General features: G+C 64.0%; 15 protein-coding genes. All 15 read right to left on the reverse strand.

The genetic code is table 11. From position 1 onward, the window contains the following. Positions 1-71 precede the first annotated feature (71 nt). Positions 72-401, reverse strand: a complete 330-nt coding sequence (locus tag Mrose_RS11010; RefSeq protein ID WP_119278196.1) for a hypothetical protein — start codon at positions 399-401, stop codon at positions 72-74. A 220-nt stretch (positions 402-621) separates the two neighbouring features. Then, a complete protein-coding gene (gene polX / locus Mrose_RS11015) occupies positions 622-2352 on the reverse strand; it encodes a DNA polymerase/3'-5' exonuclease PolX (RefSeq protein WP_119278198.1) in 1731 nt (576 codons plus the stop codon). Between the two features lie 61 nt (positions 2353-2413). Then, positions 2414-2851, reverse strand: a complete 438-nt coding sequence (locus tag Mrose_RS11020; protein WP_119278200.1) for an Hsp20/alpha crystallin family protein — start codon at positions 2849-2851, stop codon at positions 2414-2416. Positions 2852-3095: 244 nt separating this feature from the next. Further along, positions 3096-4454 carry an MFS transporter gene (locus tag Mrose_RS11025; protein ID WP_119278202.1) on the reverse strand — a complete coding sequence of 453 codons (1359 nt, stop codon included), beginning with the start codon at positions 4452-4454 and terminating at the stop codon, positions 3096-3098. Continuing rightward, a complete protein-coding gene (locus Mrose_RS11030) occupies positions 4454-5797 on the reverse strand; it encodes an MFS transporter (RefSeq protein ID WP_119278204.1) in 1344 nt (447 codons plus the stop codon). The genes Mrose_RS11025 and Mrose_RS11030 overlap by 1 nt, the downstream gene beginning before the upstream one ends. Next, positions 5784-6554, reverse strand: a complete 771-nt coding sequence (narI, locus tag Mrose_RS11035; protein ID WP_119278206.1) for a respiratory nitrate reductase subunit gamma — start codon at positions 6552-6554, stop codon at positions 5784-5786. Before narI ends, Mrose_RS11030 begins: the two co-directional genes overlap by 14 nt. Continuing rightward, entirely contained in the window at positions 6551-7135 is a 585-nt protein-coding gene (locus tag Mrose_RS11040; RefSeq protein ID WP_119278208.1) for a nitrate reductase molybdenum cofactor assembly chaperone, read from the reverse strand. Before Mrose_RS11040 ends, narI begins: the two co-directional genes overlap by 4 nt. A gap of 9 nt (positions 7136-7144) precedes the next feature. Beyond that, positions 7145-8656, reverse strand: a complete 1512-nt coding sequence (gene narH / locus Mrose_RS11045) for a nitrate reductase subunit beta (protein WP_119278210.1) — start codon at positions 8654-8656, stop codon at positions 7145-7147. 80 nt (positions 8657-8736) lie between these two features. Then, the gene (locus Mrose_RS11050; protein WP_119278212.1) at positions 8737-12339 is read right to left on the reverse strand and encodes a nitrate reductase subunit alpha; all 3603 of its coding nucleotides are present in this window, start codon (positions 12337-12339) and stop codon (positions 8737-8739) included. Further along, positions 12336-13142, reverse strand: a complete 807-nt coding sequence (locus tag Mrose_RS11055) for a c-type cytochrome (protein ID WP_119278214.1) — start codon at positions 13140-13142, stop codon at positions 12336-12338. Before Mrose_RS11055 ends, Mrose_RS11050 begins: the two co-directional genes overlap by 4 nt. Further along, on the reverse strand, positions 13139-13294 hold the full coding sequence (locus tag Mrose_RS18890; RefSeq protein ID WP_245969842.1) for a hypothetical protein: 156 nt from the start codon (positions 13292-13294) through the stop codon (positions 13139-13141). The genes Mrose_RS11055 and Mrose_RS18890 overlap by 4 nt, the downstream gene beginning before the upstream one ends. 319 nt (positions 13295-13613) lie before the next feature. Further along, complete coding sequence (locus tag Mrose_RS11060) at positions 13614-14051, reverse strand: DUF488 domain-containing protein (protein WP_119278216.1); 438 nt, start codon at positions 14049-14051, stop codon at positions 13614-13616. Then, positions 14048-14659 (reverse strand): DUF488 domain-containing protein, encoded by a 612-nt coding sequence (locus tag Mrose_RS11065; RefSeq protein WP_119278217.1) that lies wholly within the window; start codon positions 14657-14659, stop codon positions 14048-14050. Before Mrose_RS11065 ends, Mrose_RS11060 begins: the two co-directional genes overlap by 4 nt. Beyond that, positions 14656-15363 carry a dual OB domain-containing protein gene (locus tag Mrose_RS11070; protein WP_147371625.1) on the reverse strand — a complete coding sequence of 236 codons (708 nt, stop codon included), beginning with the start codon at positions 15361-15363 and terminating at the stop codon, positions 14656-14658. The genes Mrose_RS11065 and Mrose_RS11070 overlap by 4 nt, the downstream gene beginning before the upstream one ends. A 281-nt stretch (positions 15364-15644) precedes the next feature. After that, positions 15645-15914, reverse strand: a complete 270-nt coding sequence (locus tag Mrose_RS11075) for a hypothetical protein (RefSeq protein WP_119278221.1) — start codon at positions 15912-15914, stop codon at positions 15645-15647. Positions 15915-16188 lie beyond the last annotated feature (274 nt).

Below are 16188 nucleotides of genomic sequence, written 5' to 3' on the forward strand. Positions count from 1 at the left end.
CGCCCCTCTGGCCTCAGGCGAACAGGCGTCGAAACCGTAGGGTCGGGCCACCTCCATCCTCCCTGGGCTCGTCACAGTAGTTCGTCCAGAACCTGGGGTTGGCGCTTGAGCTGCTCGAGTGCCTCGGCTGGAATATCGGAGGGCCGGGGAACGTAGTCGGTTTCACACACCTCCAGCCCAGCGAGACGGGCTTCGTTGCGGGCCCACAGGTCGAGGAGCCAGTTGTCCTCGGGATGGAGCGCCACCGCTCCGTCGCGGTCCTGATCCAACCACACCAAGGGCCCCACGCCGTGAGCTAGACTGTAAAGCTTGGCGCGCAGATGGTCGGCGAAGGGCTGCTGGCCTTCGACCAGTGCCCCCGTGCGTAGCACGGTGCCGTCGCTGAATCTCCAGAAAGCCATAGCTACCCCCTTCTGGCCCAGGCTAAAGCCCCGGCATTACCGCCCCGTTACCGGCGGCCTGAGTCGAGAAATCGAGTTCGCTGAAGAAGAGCCAGCCGAAAATAGAGCGCCCCTCACATTGTCTCAGCCCGATGGTGCGCCGGAAAATTCCGTCGAGATCGACACAATTACGCCTGGGGAAAGCCCTCCGGCCCGGATTTCGATGCTTTTGTGCTCCTCGTCAGCTCTGCCGGACCCCCTCGAGCCACCCCAGCAACTCCTCCAGCGGCTTGGTGTTGAGGATTTGGGAAGGCCCCAACCAGGCCCGCTGGGCCGTGCCCACGGCTAGGTCCATGAAGCGCAGGTGGTCGATCTGGTGGGCATCGGTACCCAGGGAGATTATCACCCCCATTTCTCCCGCCTGGCGAGCCAGCCTGTCGGGCAGGTCCAGACGGTCGTAGTAGCCGTCGATCTCTACGGCCTTGCCCAGCGACTTAGCCTGGGAGAAGACCTTCTCCCAATCGGCTTCGATCCCCTTGCGCTGACCGACGAGGCGGCAGGTGGGATGGGAGAGGATGTGGACGTAAGGGTTCTCCAGGGCCTTGAGGATACGCCGGGTCTCGGTTTTTTGGTCCTGGCCGAAGTGGGAGTGAATGGCGACGAGAACGATCTCGAGTTCCTCGAGCACCTCGTCGGGGTAATCCAGGGAGCCGTCTGCGAGGATTTCCACCTCGGCCCCGGCCAGCACATAGGGCTTCGCACCCGTTTTTTCGTTGACTTTGCGGATCTCCCGGATGCGCTGCTTCATCTTCTGGGCATGAACCCCGTGGGCGATCCGCAGGCTGTGGGAGTGGTCGGTGACGGCGATGTACTCGTAACCCAGTTCTTTAGCGGCCTGGGCCAGCTCGAGCAGGGTGTTCTTCCCGTCGGACCAGGTGGAATGAAGCTGCAAATCCCCCCGGATGTCCTTCAGCTCGACCAACCTGGGCAGCCTACCGGCCTGCGCGGCCTCGATCTCCCCCCAGTCCTCGCGCAGGGGGGGCGGGATGAGGGGCAGGCCGAGGGCTGCGTACACCCCGGCCTCATCCCGACCCGCGACCTGCCTTTCCCCCTCCCAGACGCCGTACTCATTGAGCTTGAGCCCTTGCTCCTGGGCCAGCTTGCGCAGCCTGATGCTGTGGGCCTTGGAGCCGGTCAGGTACTGCAGGCCGCTCCCCCAGGATTCGGGGGGCACGATCTTCAAGTCCACCTGCAAGCCATCCTCCAGAAACACCGTGGCCCGGTTCTCCCCCACAGCTTCGACATCGGCGATGCCCGGCAGCCGGGTGAACTGGGCCAGCACCTTCTCCCCCTGCCGGGTGGCGACCAGGAAATCCAGGTCGCCCACGGTTTCCTTGTAGCGGCGCACCGAGCCGCAGCACTCCGCCTGCTCCACCTGGGGGAGGCCGCGAATTGCCGCCAGCAACTCCCGCACCCGCCACAACACGCTGCCCAGGGGCCGCCGCTGGGTGGCGGACTGCGCCAGGGCCAGGTTTTCCAACAGGTGCAGCCGCTTTTTCTCGCCAAAGCGGGGCAGCTGGAGTACCTTCTTCGACTCCAGCGCCGCCTTCAGCTTTTCCAGCGAGTCCACCCCGAGCCGGCTCCACAGCAACTGGGCGGTCTTGGGCCCTACACCGGGAACCCGCATGACCTCGAGCACCCCGGCGGGCACTTGGCGGGCAAGCTCTTCGTGAGCCGCGATCTTACCGCTTTGCAGATACTCCTGGATCTTGGCGGCCAACTCGGGGCCAATGCCGGGAATGTCCTCCAGGGCTTCCAGCCCCTGCTGGGCCAGGTCTTCGATGGGGGTCTGGAGGTCGGCCAGCACCCGCGCGGCTTGCCGGTAGGCCCTAGCGCGAAAAGGGTTATCTCCCAGGAACTCGAGCATCTCGGCCATTTCCTGGAACAAGCGGGATACCTCGGCATTTCTCACAAGCAACCTCGCCAGCCCAAAGGCGGGGTGAGCACCCCTCACCCCGCCGCTGCGAACCGCGTTACGCCCCTACTTTGCTCTGGATGGGGATCGCCTTGGCCTTGGGGGTCTCACTCCTGGGCAGGGTCAGGGTCAGTACCCCATTCTCGAAGGTGGCGGTAGCTTTGTCTACCAGCACCTCCGCGGGCAATACCACCGAGCGCTCGAAGCGGGTGTAACGGTGTTCGCGCAGGTGGTAGTTGCGTTTTTTCTTTTCCTCCTCCTTCTTGCTCTCACCCGCGATGTGCAGCACGTCCCCGCGCACTTCGACCTTGATCTCCTCGGGCTTCAGGCCAGGCATAGAAGCCTTCACCACGAGGTTATCGCCCTCTTCGTACACGTCCAGCGGCATTGAAGCAACGTCGGATAGCTCAGGGCGGAACAGGCTCTCGTCGAAGAGGCGTTCGATCTCCCGCCGCAAGCTGGCTATTTCGCGGAAGGGGTCAAAACGGGCCAACATGCTTCACCTCCTTCGGGCGTGCGGTGGCGACACACCCCAACAAAGACTCGAGCCTTCCTCCTGGACCCCAGCCGCCACCAGGCTGGGGCCCAGGGTGGTGCGATTTCCCTGCCATTCTCAAGCTAGGCCACCCCCGTTACCGCGCCATTACCAGCTCACAAAAGGCGTTCCCACGGGAAGCTTCCCATCATGGCCGGTCCCAATGCGGCCCAACGCTTCTCGTGGGAGGCGCGATAAAGGGCACTCAGCAGGGCTTTTCCGCCCCCTTGCGGGCGTAGAAGTACCAGTTGAGCCCCGCGTTGAGGGCGTAGAACACCGCCACACCGTAGAAGAAGGCCGTGGGGTGGCCTGTCCGGGCGATGATCGCGGCGATGAGGGTCGAGAAGATAAAGGGGCCGTAAGCGGCCACCGCCGCCGTCCAGCCGATCACGCCCCCAGCCCTGCGCGGATCGAAGATCATGGGCATCTGCTTGAAGGTGCTGGCGTTGCCGATGCCGGCGAAGAAGAACAGAGCGAGCATGAAGCCCACGAAGTAGGGAAACTGCGAGAGCGAAACGGGGTTGACGTAGAAGCTCAGCCCTATGGCGCTCAAGAGCATCCCGAGGGTGCTGACCTGGGTCAGCCTGGCCCCGCCGAACCTGTCCGCCAGCGGGCCAAAGATCACCCGTAGCGCCGAGCCCACCAGCGGCCCCAGGAAGGCGAAGGCCAGGGGGTCGGGCGCGCCCTCGAACTTGCCGTAGAGTTGCCGGATGAGCAAGGCGAACACCGCCGAGAAGCCCGAGAAGGAGCCGAAGGTGGCGATGTACAGGCTGGTCATGATCCAGGTGTGCTTGTCGCGGAAGATGTCGAACTGCTCGCGGAAGTTGGCCCGCACCGGCACGCTCTTGAGGTAAGTCCAGGCCAGCGCCACCCCGATCAGGATGAAAAGCGTCCAGACCAAAGCGGCGTTGTGCAGCCAGATGGGGCTGGAGAGCCCATTGGCGGCTGAGAAGCTCTGGGGGTCATCCAGGCGCAAGATCCCGCTGGCGAAGAGGGCGAAACCCACTACCCAGGGGGTGAGGAACTGCACCACGCTCACGCCGAAGTTGCCGATTCCCGCCTGGATCCCCAGAGCCGTGCCCTGCAGCCGCTTGGGGAAGAAGTAGCTGGTCGAGGGCATGAAGCCGGAGAAGTTGCCGCCCCCGATGCCGGCGAGGAACGCGAGCAACAGCAGCACCCAGTAGGGCGTGCTGGGGTTTTGGATGGCGTAGCTCCAGCCCAGCACCGGAATCAGCAGGAGCGCCGTGGAGATGGTGACCAGGTGCCGGGTGCCCAGGATGGGGGGCAGGAAGGTCCAGATGATCCGCAGGGTGCCTCCGGCCAGCCCCGGCATGGCCGTGAGCCAGAAGAGCTGGGTGGTGGTGAACTTGAAGCCCACCCCCGGTAGCTTCACCACGATGGCCGAAACCATGAACCAGACGATGAAGGAGAGGGTCAGGTTGTAGGTAGTGATCCAGAGGGTGCGCCAGGCGATGGCTTTGCCCGCAGCCTCCCAGAGCTGGGGATCTTCGGGATTCCAGCGCTCGAGCCAAGTACCGTTTTTTGTGGGGATACGAAGGGCCATTAGCGTTCTCCCTGGTACTCAAACCGGTCCCTGAGCTCCGGGGCAGCCTGCTGCAGCAGCGAGAGCACGGTGAGGTGCATCCAGACAGCGCTCACCAGGGTCAGGAGGAAGAGGATGAAGAAAGTGGTCTGGGGCAGGCCGGTAAGGGTCTGGGTGTAAGCGAAGAGGGGGGGTAGGAAGAAGCCGCCCAGAGCCCCCAGCATCCCCACCAGGCCCCCTATCGCGCCCACGTCTTTAGGGAAGTACTCGGGGATGTGCTTGTAGACGGCGGCCTTGCCGATGCCCATTCCAATGCCGATGAGGAAGACCAAGAAGGTGAAAGGCCAGACCGTCATCGTGTAGCGCATCACCTCGCGCAGGCCGTCAGTCTCGTACTTAGTGGGCAGGTAGAGCACGATATGCCCGTTGGGCATCATCAAGATGCCGCTGGCGAGCAGGATGATGCCGAAGGTCCAGTACATCACCCGCCGGGCGCCGAAGCGGTCGGAGAAGTAACCGCCCAGAGGACGCAAGAGCGAGGCCGGGAAGATGAAAAGCGCCGTGAGCAGCGCAGCCTGGTAGAGGGGCAGGCCAAAGACGTCCACGTAGTACTTCGGCAGCCAAGCCGACAGCGCCACGTAGGCCCCGAAGACCACCACGTAGTAGAGGCTGAAGCGCCACACCCGCACGTACCTGAGGGGCTCGAGCATCTGCACGAGGGGGCGGCCCTGGCCGGGTTTTTTGTCCTGGCGGGGGGTGAACAGCCACATGGCCAAGCCCATCAGGACCAGCAAAACGGCGTAGAGGAAGGGCACGAAGCGCCAGCCACCCGGCACCAGGCCGCCCAGATATCCAGCCGCGGGCACCGAGGCGATGATGGCCGGACCGATGAACTTGGTGACGCTGGCCCCCACGTTGCCAGCCCCGAACACACCCAGGGCAAAGCCCTGCTGCTCGCGGGGGAACCAGGCCGAGTTCCAGGCGATCCCTACGCTGAAGGCGTTGCCGGCGAAACCCACCAGGAAGGCATAGAGCAACAGTGCCTGGTAGCTGCCGGCCTGGGAGACCAGGTAAGCGGGGATGGCCGTGAGGAAGAGCATGGTGGTGAAAACCACCTTGCCGCCGTAGCGGTCGGCCAGGATCCCGGCCACAAGCCGCCAGATGGAACCGTTGAGGATGGCCACCGCCGACAGCCAGCTAAGCTGCACGTCGCTGAGGCCGAACTCCTTGCGGATGGGAATGCCCAGTACCCCGAACATCAGCCACACCGCGAACATCAGGGTGAAACCGAGGGTGGAGAGGGTGAGGACCTCGAGCCGGGCCCTGCGCTCGGAGGGAGCCGCAGGAGCGCTAGTCTGAACCATACGAACCTCCTTTGTCTTGCAAAGCGGGCTGTGGCTTGGAGGCGGGCGCGGGGTGGGGCACCGCAGGCGGGGTGGCCCGCAGGGGGCGCTTGCGCCGCAGCCAGATCACGATCTGCCAGGGCCGCCACAAGTAGCCCAGTGGCACGGTGACGATGTGGATGAGCCGGGAGAAGGGAAACACCGCTACCAGCAGCCAGAAGTTGAAGACGTGAAACTGGATCCAGAAGGGCAGGTCAGCGACGAGTTCGGGGCGCGGCTGAAGAGTGAAGAGGCTCCAGAGGTAGGGGGTGAACACCGCCGGGAACCAGTAGGAGCCAAAGCGATAGGCGCTGGCGGTGATGATGCCGGTAATGATGGAGACCAGCAGCAGCAACAGCACCACGTAGTCCATGGGCGTGGAGACCACCCGTATGCGGGCCTCGCTGAGGCGGCGGGCCAGCAGGATCCATACCCCCACGCCCGCCCACAGCGCCAGCGCCAGGCCGGTGATCTCCAGCAGGTACAACCGCAGGGGTACCGCGCTCCACAACAGCAGACCCTTGGGCAGCAACACCGCTAGCAGGTGGGCGCCCAGAATCAGCACCAGCCCCCAGTGCATAGCGGTGGAGCCGAAGTAGAGCTTGCGCGACTCGAGCAACTGGCTCGACTGGGCCGAGACCGAGAAAGGCCGCCCGCGCATGCGCAGAATGCTCACCACCACCGCCAGCGCGAGGGCGACGTAGGGGAAAACCAGAAACAGCAGGGTATTCCAGTTCATCGGATACCTCCTCCGGGGGAGGATTGAGCGCCAAGGGAGGGCCAGGGGCTGCGCTGCGCCTGGTCCTGGGCCTTGGCTTTAGGAAGCTCCCGCACGGCCTGCCGCACCGCCTCGAGCAGGTGCAGGTAGGGGTTGTCCGGTTCCATGGTCTTGAGGGTCTTGCACATCGCCGCGAGCGCGGGCTCCAGCAGCTCCATCAGCTCCGGCAGGGGTTCGGGAGCGAGGGCCAGGTAGTTCAGCACCACCGCCAGGTGGTCGGGCAGTTCGCCGCGCAGCTCGAGGCCCAGCCCCTGCATCTCGCGGTTGAGCGCGGCCATGAAGGCCCCGCGGCGGTAGTCCTCGCCGTAGACCGCGAAGCCTACGTAGGGGGCGAAAAGCGGCGAGAGGTCGAGGGTGCGGGTGTGCAGTTCCTCGCGCTCGGAGAGCTTGAGCTGCGAGACGGCCTTGAGGAAGCGCTCGAGGTGGAGCTTGGCCGGGGTATAGGGCAGGGAGTGGGTCTGCTCCCACAGGACGCCCAGGCTGCCCTGGCGCGGGTACTCGAAGGCCAGCGCGAGGGTCTTGAGGGTGGGGTTGGGGTTCATGCCGTCACCTCACTCGCCCCGCCGGGGGGGCTGGATGTAGCCCAGGCCCACCTCGCCCTTGTGGGCCAGCGGGTCGTTGTAGAGCTCGGCTGCCGCCTCGCGGTGGTAGGGCGGGATCACGAAGCGCTCCTCGAGGGTGGGCAGGGTGGTGAGCCGGTAGATGGCCTCGGCTTCCTCCAGGTTGGTCCCGGCGGCCTCGAGCAGCGCCAGCGTCTGGGCATCGACCTCCCCGTACACGCTCTGGCGGCGCTTGAGGATGCGCACGGCCAGCATCTTCTTGAGGATGGGCTCGATGAGCGCGACGTTCCCGGCGGCGAACATGTTGGCGAGGTACTCCAGCGGCAACCGGGCCTTGTCCAGGTTCTCGAAAAGCTCGAAGTCCATGCGCTCGGGCGGCAGGTCGAGCTTGATCAGGCCGCGCTCGAGGGTGCTGACGATGGGCGAGAGCGGGGGGATGTAGAACATCATCGCCACCGTGCGGTACTCGGGGTGCAGCGGCAGGGCCAGCTTCCACAGCTTGACGAACTTGTAGGCCGGGGAGTTCTGGGCGGCCTTGATCCACTCGTCGTCGAGGCCCCCCTCCTTGGCGGCGGCGATCACGGCGGGGTCGAAGGGGTCGAGGATGGCCTCGCGCTGGGCTTCGACCAGTCGCTCCTCCGGGGCGCTGGCGGCGGCGTAGATCTTGTCGGCGTCGTAGAGCAGCACCCCCATGTAGCGGATGCGGCCCACGCAGCTATGGGCGCAGGCCGGGGCCTGGCCGGTCTCGAGGCGCGGGAAGCAGAGGATGCACTTCTCGCTCTTGCCCGTAGACCAGTTGTAGTAGACCTTCTTGTAGGGGCAGGCCGCCACGCACATGCGCCAGGCTTTGCACTTGTTCTCGTTGACCAGCACCACCCCGTCTTCGGCGCGCTTGTAGATGGCCCCGCTGGGGCAGGCCGCCACGCAGGCGGGGTTGAGGCAGTGGTTGCAGATGCGCGGCAGGTAGTTGAAGACCACCCGCTCGATCTCGTGCATCTGGGCCTGGATGTCAGGGTCTACGCCCTCCCAGTTGGGGTCGTTCTTGGCGTAGAGGTTGCTTCCGCCCAGGTCGTCATCCCAGCTCGGGCCGGCTTGGATCTGGATGGGCTCGCCGGTGACCATCGAGATGGGGATGGCGGTGGGCTGGTCGTTGCCCTCGGGGGCGTTGAAGAGGTCCTGGTAACGGAAGGTGTAGGGCTCGTAGTAGTCGTCGAGGGTGGGCAGGGCGGGGTTGAAGAACAGCCTGGAGAGCCCCCGCGCCCTCGAGTGCAGGCGCAGCTCGAGCTCGCCGTTCTTCCCCAGCTCCCAGCCGCCCTGGAAGCGCTCCTGCTCCTCCCAGCCGGTGGGGTAGCCCGCGCCGGGGCGGGTTTCGACGTTGTTCCACCACATGTACTCGGTGCCCTTGCGGTCGGTCCAGAGGTTCTTGCAGGCCACTGAACAGGTGTGGCAGCCGATGCACTTGTCGAGGTGGAAGAGCATGCTCATGTGGGCTCGAACGTTCATTTGGTCTCCTTTGGCGCCGGCTGATGGCTCATAGCGGGCAGCTTTTGGTCTTCTTAGCTATGGGCCATCGGCTATCGGCATCACCACTGCGGCTCCTCGATGCGCCGCACGTAGACGAAGGTGTCGCGGTTGACCCCGGTGGGCCCCCAGTAGTTGAAGGCGTAGGTGAACTGGGCGTAGCCGCCCGACATCAGCACGGGTTTGAGGCGGGCACGGGTGAGGGAGTTGTTCATGCCCGCCCGCTTGCCGCGCAGGGGGCTCTTGGGGATTCCCACGGTGCGCTCGGTGGCGTGGTAGACAAAGACCGTGCCGCGGGGAATGCGGGCCGAGACGATACAGCGCTGCACGAAGACACCGTTGTCGTTGAAGACCTCGACCCAGTCGTTGTCGGCGATGCCCATCTCCTGGGCGTCCTTGTCGTTGAGCCACACCGGGTAGCCCCCGCGCGAGAGGGTCATCATGCGGTGGTTCTCGGAGTAGGTGGAGTGGATGCTCCACTTGCCGTGGGGGGTGATGTAGTTGAGCAGTTTGCCCTGGGCCTCCGCCGCGCTCTTCTCGGTCTCCATCAGCATGGTGTGGTCGGGGCGGGGCTTGTAGGTGGGCAGGTGCTCGCCCCAGGCCAGATAGCCCTCGTGGTCGAGGTAGAAGTGCTGCCGCCCGGTGAGGGTGCGCCAGGGGATGAGCCGCTCAACGTTGAGGGTGTAGGGGCTGTAGGCGCGGCCCTGGTTGATCAAGCCGCTCCAGGTGGGCGAGGTGAGCATGCGCCTGGGCTGGGCCACGATGTCCTTGAAGCCGATGCGCACGTCGCGCACGGACTCGGCCAGGTCGGTGAGTTTCTGCCCGGTCTTCTTCTCCTCGTCCTTGAAGGCCCGGTAGGCCAGCTCGCCGTTGGAGACGGGGTCGAGGAAGAGGATGGCCTCGGCGACCTCACGGGCTTCCTCGAGGCTCGGCATCACCCGCCCCTCGAAGGAGCGCCCCTGGCGCTGGGCGAGCTCCTGGTAGAAGTCTTGCACCGGGATCGACAGCCCGTGCATCCCCACCCCGTTCTGCTCCACCACGGGGCCCAGGGTGACCATCTTCTCGTAGAGCTTGCTGTAGTCGCGCTCGACGACGCGGAACTTGGGCATGGTCTTGCCGGGGATGGCCTCCACCTCGCCCCGCTTCCAGTCCTTGTCGCTGGGCTGAGCCAACTCGTCGGGAGTGTCGTGTTGCAGGGGCAGCATCACCACGTCCTTGACGGGCTCGGGGAAGTGGACCCTGGCCAGCTCGGAGACCTTCTGGGCGATGGCCTTGTAGATCTCCCAGTCAGGCTTCGACTCCCAAGCCGGAGGCACCGCGGCCTGCATGGGGTTGATGAAGGTGTGCAGGTCAGTGGTGTTGAGGTCCTCCTTCTCGTACCAAGTCGCCGCCGGCAGCACGATGTCGGAGTAGAGCGCCGAGGTGTCCATGCGGAAGTTGAGGTCGACGACCAGGTCGATCTTGCCCTCGGGGGCCTGGGGGCGGTACTTGACCTCACTCACCCAGCCCTTGGCCTGCTCAGGGGCGATGGCGTTGGTGTGGGTACCCAGGTAGTGGCGCAGCATGTACTCGTGACCTTTCATGCTGGTGCCGATGGCGTTGCCGCGCCAGATGAACCAGGTGCGCGGCCAGTTGGAGGGGGCGTCGGGGTCGTCGATGGCGAACTCGAGCTTGCCGCTCTTGAGTTGCTCGACCACGTACTGCACGATCTCGGCGTCGGTCTTGGCCCCCTTGGCCTGGGCCTCGCGCACGACCTCGAGGCTCGAGCGGTTGAATTGCGGGAAGAAGGGCAGCCAGCCCTTGCGCACCGCGCGGGCCTGGTGGTCGATGGTGTGATCGGCGAGGCGTTCTCTCTCCTTGCCCGGAAGGCTGTCGTAGTCGCGGTAGCCGCGCTCGTAGCGCCACTGGTCGGTGTGGACGTAGTGGAAGCTGGGGGTGTTCTGCTGCCGGGGGGCCATCCCCCAGTCCCCGGCGAAGGCGATGGGGCCCCAGGAGGCCTGGTTGGCCAGCTTCTCCTGGCCCACGTAGTGCGCCAGCCCGCCGCCGTTGACCCCCACGCTGCCGGTGAGCATCAGGGCCACGATGCCCGCGCGGTAGAGCAGGTTGTTGTGATACCAGTGGTTGGCCCCGGCCCCGATGATGATGAGGTTCTTGCCCTTGGTCTTCTCGCCGTTCTCGGCCCACTCGCGCGCGAAGCGGATGACGGTGTCGCGGTGGATGCCGGTGTACTTCTCCTGCCAGGCGGGGGTGTAGAGCCCTTCCTCGTCGTCGTAGCCCTTGGGGTAGGCCCCGCCCAGGCCCCTCTCCACGCCGAACTGGGCCAAGAGCAGGTCGAAGACGGTGGTGACCGCCACCCGCTCACCGTCTTTGGTTTGGACGTACTTGACCGGAACGCCGCGCTCGAGCGTCTTGCCGGTGGTGAAGTCGTCGAACTCGAGCAGTCGCACCTCGTCGGCTTGGTCGCGGAAGGAGAGCAGCGGGTCGATGGGCTCGCCGCTGGTGGGGTCCTTGAGCTCCAAGTTCCACTGCCCCTTCTCACTCTGCCAGCGGAAGCCGATGGTTCCCCCCGGCATGGCGGGCCCGCGCTGGGCGTCCCACATCAACAGCTTCCAGTCGCCGTTCTCGACGTCCTTGTAGGCCTCGAGGCGGCCCGCCCGCAAGTAGCGCCCCGGCCTGCGGCCTGAAACTTCGACCAGGAAGGGGTTGTCGGTGTAGCGCTTGAGGTAGTCGCTGAAGTAGGGCACCTGCCGCAGGACGTGGTACTCCTTGAGCAGCACGTGGTTGACGGCCATCCAGAAGGCGGTGTCCTGGCCGGGGTTGGAGGGGATCCACCAGTCGGCGTACTTGGCGACCATGGAGAAGTCGGGGCTGAAGACGGTGAGCTTGGCCCCGGCGTGGCGCACCTCGGAGATGAAGTGGGTGTCCGGGGTGCGGGTCATGTTGAGGTTGGAGCCCATCACCGCGATGAAGCGGGCGTTGTACCAGTCGGCTGACTCGTGCACGTCGGTCTGCTCGCCCCAGATCTCGGGCGAGGCCGGGGGTAGGTCGCAGTACCAGTCGTAAAAGCTCATCGCCACCCCGCCCAGCAGCGTCAGGAAGCGCGAGCCCGCCGCGTAGGAAATCTGTGACATGGCGGGGATGGGACTGAAGCCGATCACCCGGTCGGGGCCGTGCTGCTTGGTGGTATGGACCACGCTGGCGGCGATGATCTCCAGCGCCTCCTCCCAGGCGATGCGGCGGAAGCCGCCCTTGCCCCGCGCCTTCTGGTAGCGCCGCCGCTTGTCCGGGCTATTGACGATGCTCTTCCAGGCTTCGACCGGGTCGGCGTGCTGCTGGCGCGCCTCACGCCACAGGTCGAGCAGGGCTCCGCGGGCGTAGGGGTACTTCACCCGGATGGGGCTGTAGAGGTACCAGCTAAAGCTGATGCCGCGCTGGCAGCCGCGGGGCTCGTAGGGGGGGAGGCCGGCCTCGAGCTGGGGGTAGTCGGTGGCCTGGAGTTCCCAGGTCACGATGCCGTCCTTGACGAAGACCTCCCAACTGCACGAGCCGGTGCAGTTGACGCCGTGGGTGGTGCGCACCCGCTTGTCGTGGGCGAAGCGGTTGCGGTAGAACTCCTCCCACTTGCGCTCAGTGGGGGCCTCAATCTCTTTGAACCATTGGTTCATGCTCTCCTCCTGCGAAGGCGTTCGGCCAGGCTGGGCCTGCGGCCCATCCAGATCAGGGCCATCACCCCGAACAGGGCTAATGCGATGGGAACGGCGGCATACCACATGCGCCCGCCGTAAACGGCGCTGGAGTAGCGGGCTTCCTTGCTGGCCTGGGCGAAGAAAGCGACCAGAGCGGCGATCTCTGCTTCAGTGAGGGGCTTGCCCTTGTAAGCCTCGCGCATCACCGGGAAGGCGATGCTGGAAAGCGTCCCCTTGATGCCCGCCTCACCCAGCCGCACGTAGAGATTGGTGAGGTCCTTGCCCAAGCTGCCCCCGCCCATCGGGCCGAGGTCGCCCGCGTTGTGGCAGGCCATGCAAGGCGCCCCACCCTTGGCAAAAGCCTTCTGCCCGACGAAGAGGGCCCGGCCCAGAGCAGCCTGCTCCGCGTCGGGGGCCGGGGATGCGGCGGGTTGGGGCGCGGAGGCGGGAGCCGGGGCACTTCCCCCAGCCAGGCCCTTCAAATAGCTGGCGATGGCCTTGGCGTCCGCCTCCGAGACCTGGGCCATGGGGGGCATCGTCCCGTTGTAGGTCTGCCCGGCGACCTCGAGCGGCCCGCTCAAACCTTCGCGGATCACCTTCACCACGTAGGCCTCCTCGGCTACCCGTGGGTTGGCGGCCAGGGGCGGGAAGGCCCCAGGGATGCCCTGAGCCTGGGCCCCGTGGCAGCCCGCACAGTTGTTCTGGTAGAGGGTTTTGCTGTCCTGGGCCCAGGCCAGGCCCAGCAGCAAACCCACTGCCAGAGCGAGCAAGGTTTTGTTCATGCCGACCTCCTGCTTTCGTCGTTCTTGTGGGTTTCCAACCACGACATGAGTTCCTCGAGCTCCCCGAAGGGAATCTCGGCCCCGGTCTTGGCGTCCTTGATCCGGCCTTCCCAGTTGCCGGCCTCGCCTGGCCACAGCAGCACGAGATACACAGGCCCCTGCGCTCTGGGAAGGTTTCTGGGAGTGGGCTCCTGTGCCATACGCCCCCAGATTCCCCCCTGACCCTTACCCCCCACTTACACGCTCGGGACGTTTGACCCACTCGAGCCATGCACGAAAACGCCCTCGAGGCGGGCTCGAGGGCGAACGGGCAAAGCGAACTGTGCCGGAGGGTGGAAGCTCAGGCCGCAGGAATTCAAAGGCTCGAGAAAGCGGGTGTTCTACGTTCAGGTGGGTGTCATTTTGCTGGGGGCTCGAGGCCTAATGCTCCGGTTCAGCCGCAGTCCGCTGCAACCGATTGTTGGGCCTCAATCACACGATGTGCACAACCTCGATGTCACCCCAATGCGACTTTAGGTACTCGGCGACGAGACGACGGTGACAGTGATGCGGTTTGTCCTCGCTGCAGAGCAAGCAGCCGTCCGCGATCAGGGCGGGGTCAATCCTCTTTTCGATTTCCCGCTTGCGCATTAACTCCAGAAACTTCTGCTCGTACACGGCCCAGTCACCCCTGTTCTTCTTGTACTCATCGAGGATGTCCTGCGTCGGAGCCAGCTCTGGCACGTGGACGTAGTCCATATGGCAAATCTCGCGCAGGAAGAACTCCAGGTCATTGCGCTTGGCGAACCCCGCCAGCTGCGAAATGTTGTTGAGACGCACGTCTAAGATCCGCTTAGCGCCGGATCGCTTCAGCTTGGTGAAGAAGGCTTCTGCTGACTTCTTGGTGAACCCAATGGTAAACAGTTTCATGATCGCTCCCGCTCAGCAAAGGTTTCATCCACGTAGGCAATTCTCTCTTCTCGCAGCTTACAGGCCATGGTCACCAGCTCATCGCGACTGTGGAACAGGTCCATCTGCGGAAGCCCAACCAGATCGAGCAGCCTGGACATAGTCTGGGCCTGCGTCTCGGTGCTACCGTCGGCGAGGATATGGACGATAGACACACCGCACTGCTCCAAAGCCCGGCTGACCAACAAAGTGCGGTGGCAGTCCAGTGGCTCCTTCTCCGCGCACATCAGCGCAATGCGATACTTCTGCGCCCCGCTCAGCACACGTTCGATGCCTGCCTTGAAAACCGAAGTCCTGGCCAGGCGATCATAGCGGACCTTTCCGCCTTCGTAACAGGAGGGGTCGTCTGATCGAGCGCCCAGTTCCTTGCCAAGGAAGGCGTAAGCAATGCCGCGTTTCTTCAACTCGGCCGAAAGGGCGTCTTTATTGAACTGCGGGTTATGGCGACTGTACGGGCTGGAGCGAACATCTGCTATGGCGGTAACGCCGTTCCGTTCGAGAAGATCGAGAAACTTCTCTACTGTGTGGGTGGAATGCCCCACGGTGTAGATGGTGATTGAATCGCTCATGGCCCTACGCTTTCACGTTGGATAACTGCTGCCACCAGCTTGTATCGGCACCGCTCACCGTTTTGTTTCTGAAAGAGCTCCCCGAGGCTCACAGTAAGGCAGCATTCGCCGAGCATGTAGGTCCCATCAGCCCGATCCTTGTAGTCGCGTTCGATAACCGGATCGGTCACCCAAAGCGCATACCGGATTCTACGATACTCAAAGCTAGCCTGCACGCGACGTTTTGGCTTTCCAAAAGCCCCTCCTGACTCGAACACCCTTAGTTCCAAGGTGGGGATATGGATTAGGAAGAGGGAGTTCGGCAATGCATCTGCATCGGCTTGAAGAATCTCGTCGTTCGCGCCGTTGTACGTGCTGCGAGTATTCGCCCACAGGGTCTCCGGATCCTCGACATAACGCAGAAGCTCTGCCCAACCGACCTGACCAACCTTCGTCCAGTAGTAATCAGGATCGAGCAACCAGTTCTCCTTCTGGCAGCCATGCGGCTGATGCCGGATCAACGGAACATCGATGATGTCGAGCACTCGCGGGTCGCTGCCGTCCTGGTACTGGCGCTCGTCTTCGGAGACTTCCTCGGTCGGCCTCGCACTGACGGGCCTGATCCAAGGACCGGGAGCAGATACCAGCACTTCCCGGCCAGCCACGCAACGACCGGACATCTTCCTGGAATTGGCGAGGCAAAGTATGCGTTTTACGACAGGCATTTACGACTCCTGCTGCTCGTCGAATGGGCTATATGCGAGGAAGAGTGCTTGCGCGAGGTAATTTCTCACTTCACATGCTCCCTTTGAGATCCAACGGCTTGCGCTTCACCTGCGCCGCGCAGCGCAGCGGAGCGGCGTCAGGTGCAAGCGCATGTTGGGCGGCGGTGACGGCTGCCGGGATAGCGACGGTGTGACTGCTCGATTGTGAAAAACCACGAACAAAAGGATGAGCTCGGCCGGACGATTTGATGCGTGGTCGTCCGCCCGTGGCAGGTAGAGTGTCATCGGAGAATGAGTGTGTGCAACTCTTGGACGTGGCGCTCTGGCTTGATATCGGCAGGTAGGTTCGGCCGCACATACTTCGCGAACCATTCCGCTGCGTCCTTTGCTGATTCCCACACTTCGACGACACGCCAGCCGCCTTCAATCGGATGGCCGTAGTGCATGATGAATCCAGGCGCGCCCTTGAGGAGGTCTCCGAGAACCCGGATGGTCTCTTCGTAACCTTCGCGCGTCTGTCCAGGGACATCGGCATAAATTGCGATAGCCATTTGCGTAATCCTCCTTTCTCACTCTAAAACAATCCGAATTTGATGCGATGTGTCAGCGGTCTTTGGATGGCGCACAAATCAAGGTAGATTTTCACGCTGTTATTTTAACACTTTTTGACTTGGAAAGCGCCCGCCCAACTCGTAATTCAGGCTTTTATCATAAGCACATATGAAATCTGTCTCCATCCCTAGTCCGTTGCCGCATCTAGCCCAGATACCCGATTCCCGCGAGTACTTGAAAACCCAACATCGCTGGCAAGACCTGCTGCTAATC

The sequence above is a fragment of the Calidithermus roseus genome (assembly GCF_003574095.1).
Lineage (GTDB): Bacteria > Deinococcota > Deinococci > Deinococcales > Thermaceae > Calidithermus > Calidithermus roseus.

Coding starts and splice junctions, on each gene's coding strand:
- Mrose_RS11070 (WP_147371625.1), bottom strand. CDS start 15,363: ATGCCTGTCGTAAAACGCATACTTTGCCTCGCCAATTCCAGGAAGATG.
- Mrose_RS11075 (WP_119278221.1), bottom strand. CDS start 15,914: ATGGCTATCGCAATTTATGCCGATGTCCCTGGACAGACGCGCGAAGGT.
- Mrose_RS11050 (WP_119278212.1), bottom strand. CDS start 12,339: ATGAACCAATGGTTCAAAGAGATTGAGGCCCCCACTGAGCGCAAGTGG.
- Mrose_RS11065 (WP_119278217.1), bottom strand. CDS start 14,659: ATGAGCGATTCAATCACCATCTACACCGTGGGGCATTCCACCCACACA.
- narI (WP_119278206.1), bottom strand. CDS start 6,554: ATGAACTGGAATACCCTGCTGTTTCTGGTTTTCCCCTACGTCGCCCTC.
- Mrose_RS11030 (WP_119278204.1), bottom strand. CDS start 5,797: ATGGTTCAGACTAGCGCTCCTGCGGCTCCCTCCGAGCGCAGGGCCCGG.
- Mrose_RS11010 (WP_119278196.1), bottom strand. CDS start 401: ATGGCTTTCTGGAGATTCAGCGACGGCACCGTGCTACGCACGGGGGCA.
- Mrose_RS11020 (WP_119278200.1), bottom strand. CDS start 2,851: ATGTTGGCCCGTTTTGACCCCTTCCGCGAAATAGCCAGCTTGCGGCGG.
- narH (WP_119278210.1), bottom strand. CDS start 8,656: ATGAACGTTCGAGCCCACATGAGCATGCTCTTCCACCTCGACAAGTGC.
- Mrose_RS11060 (WP_119278216.1), bottom strand. CDS start 14,051: ATGAAACTGTTTACCATTGGGTTCACCAAGAAGTCAGCAGAAGCCTTC.
- Mrose_RS11040 (WP_119278208.1), bottom strand. CDS start 7,135: ATGAACCCCAACCCCACCCTCAAGACCCTCGCGCTGGCCTTCGAGTAC.
- Mrose_RS11025 (WP_119278202.1), bottom strand. CDS start 4,454: ATGGCCCTTCGTATCCCCACAAAAAACGGTACTTGGCTCGAGCGCTGG.
- Mrose_RS11055 (WP_119278214.1), bottom strand. CDS start 13,142: ATGAACAAAACCTTGCTCGCTCTGGCAGTGGGTTTGCTGCTGGGCCTG.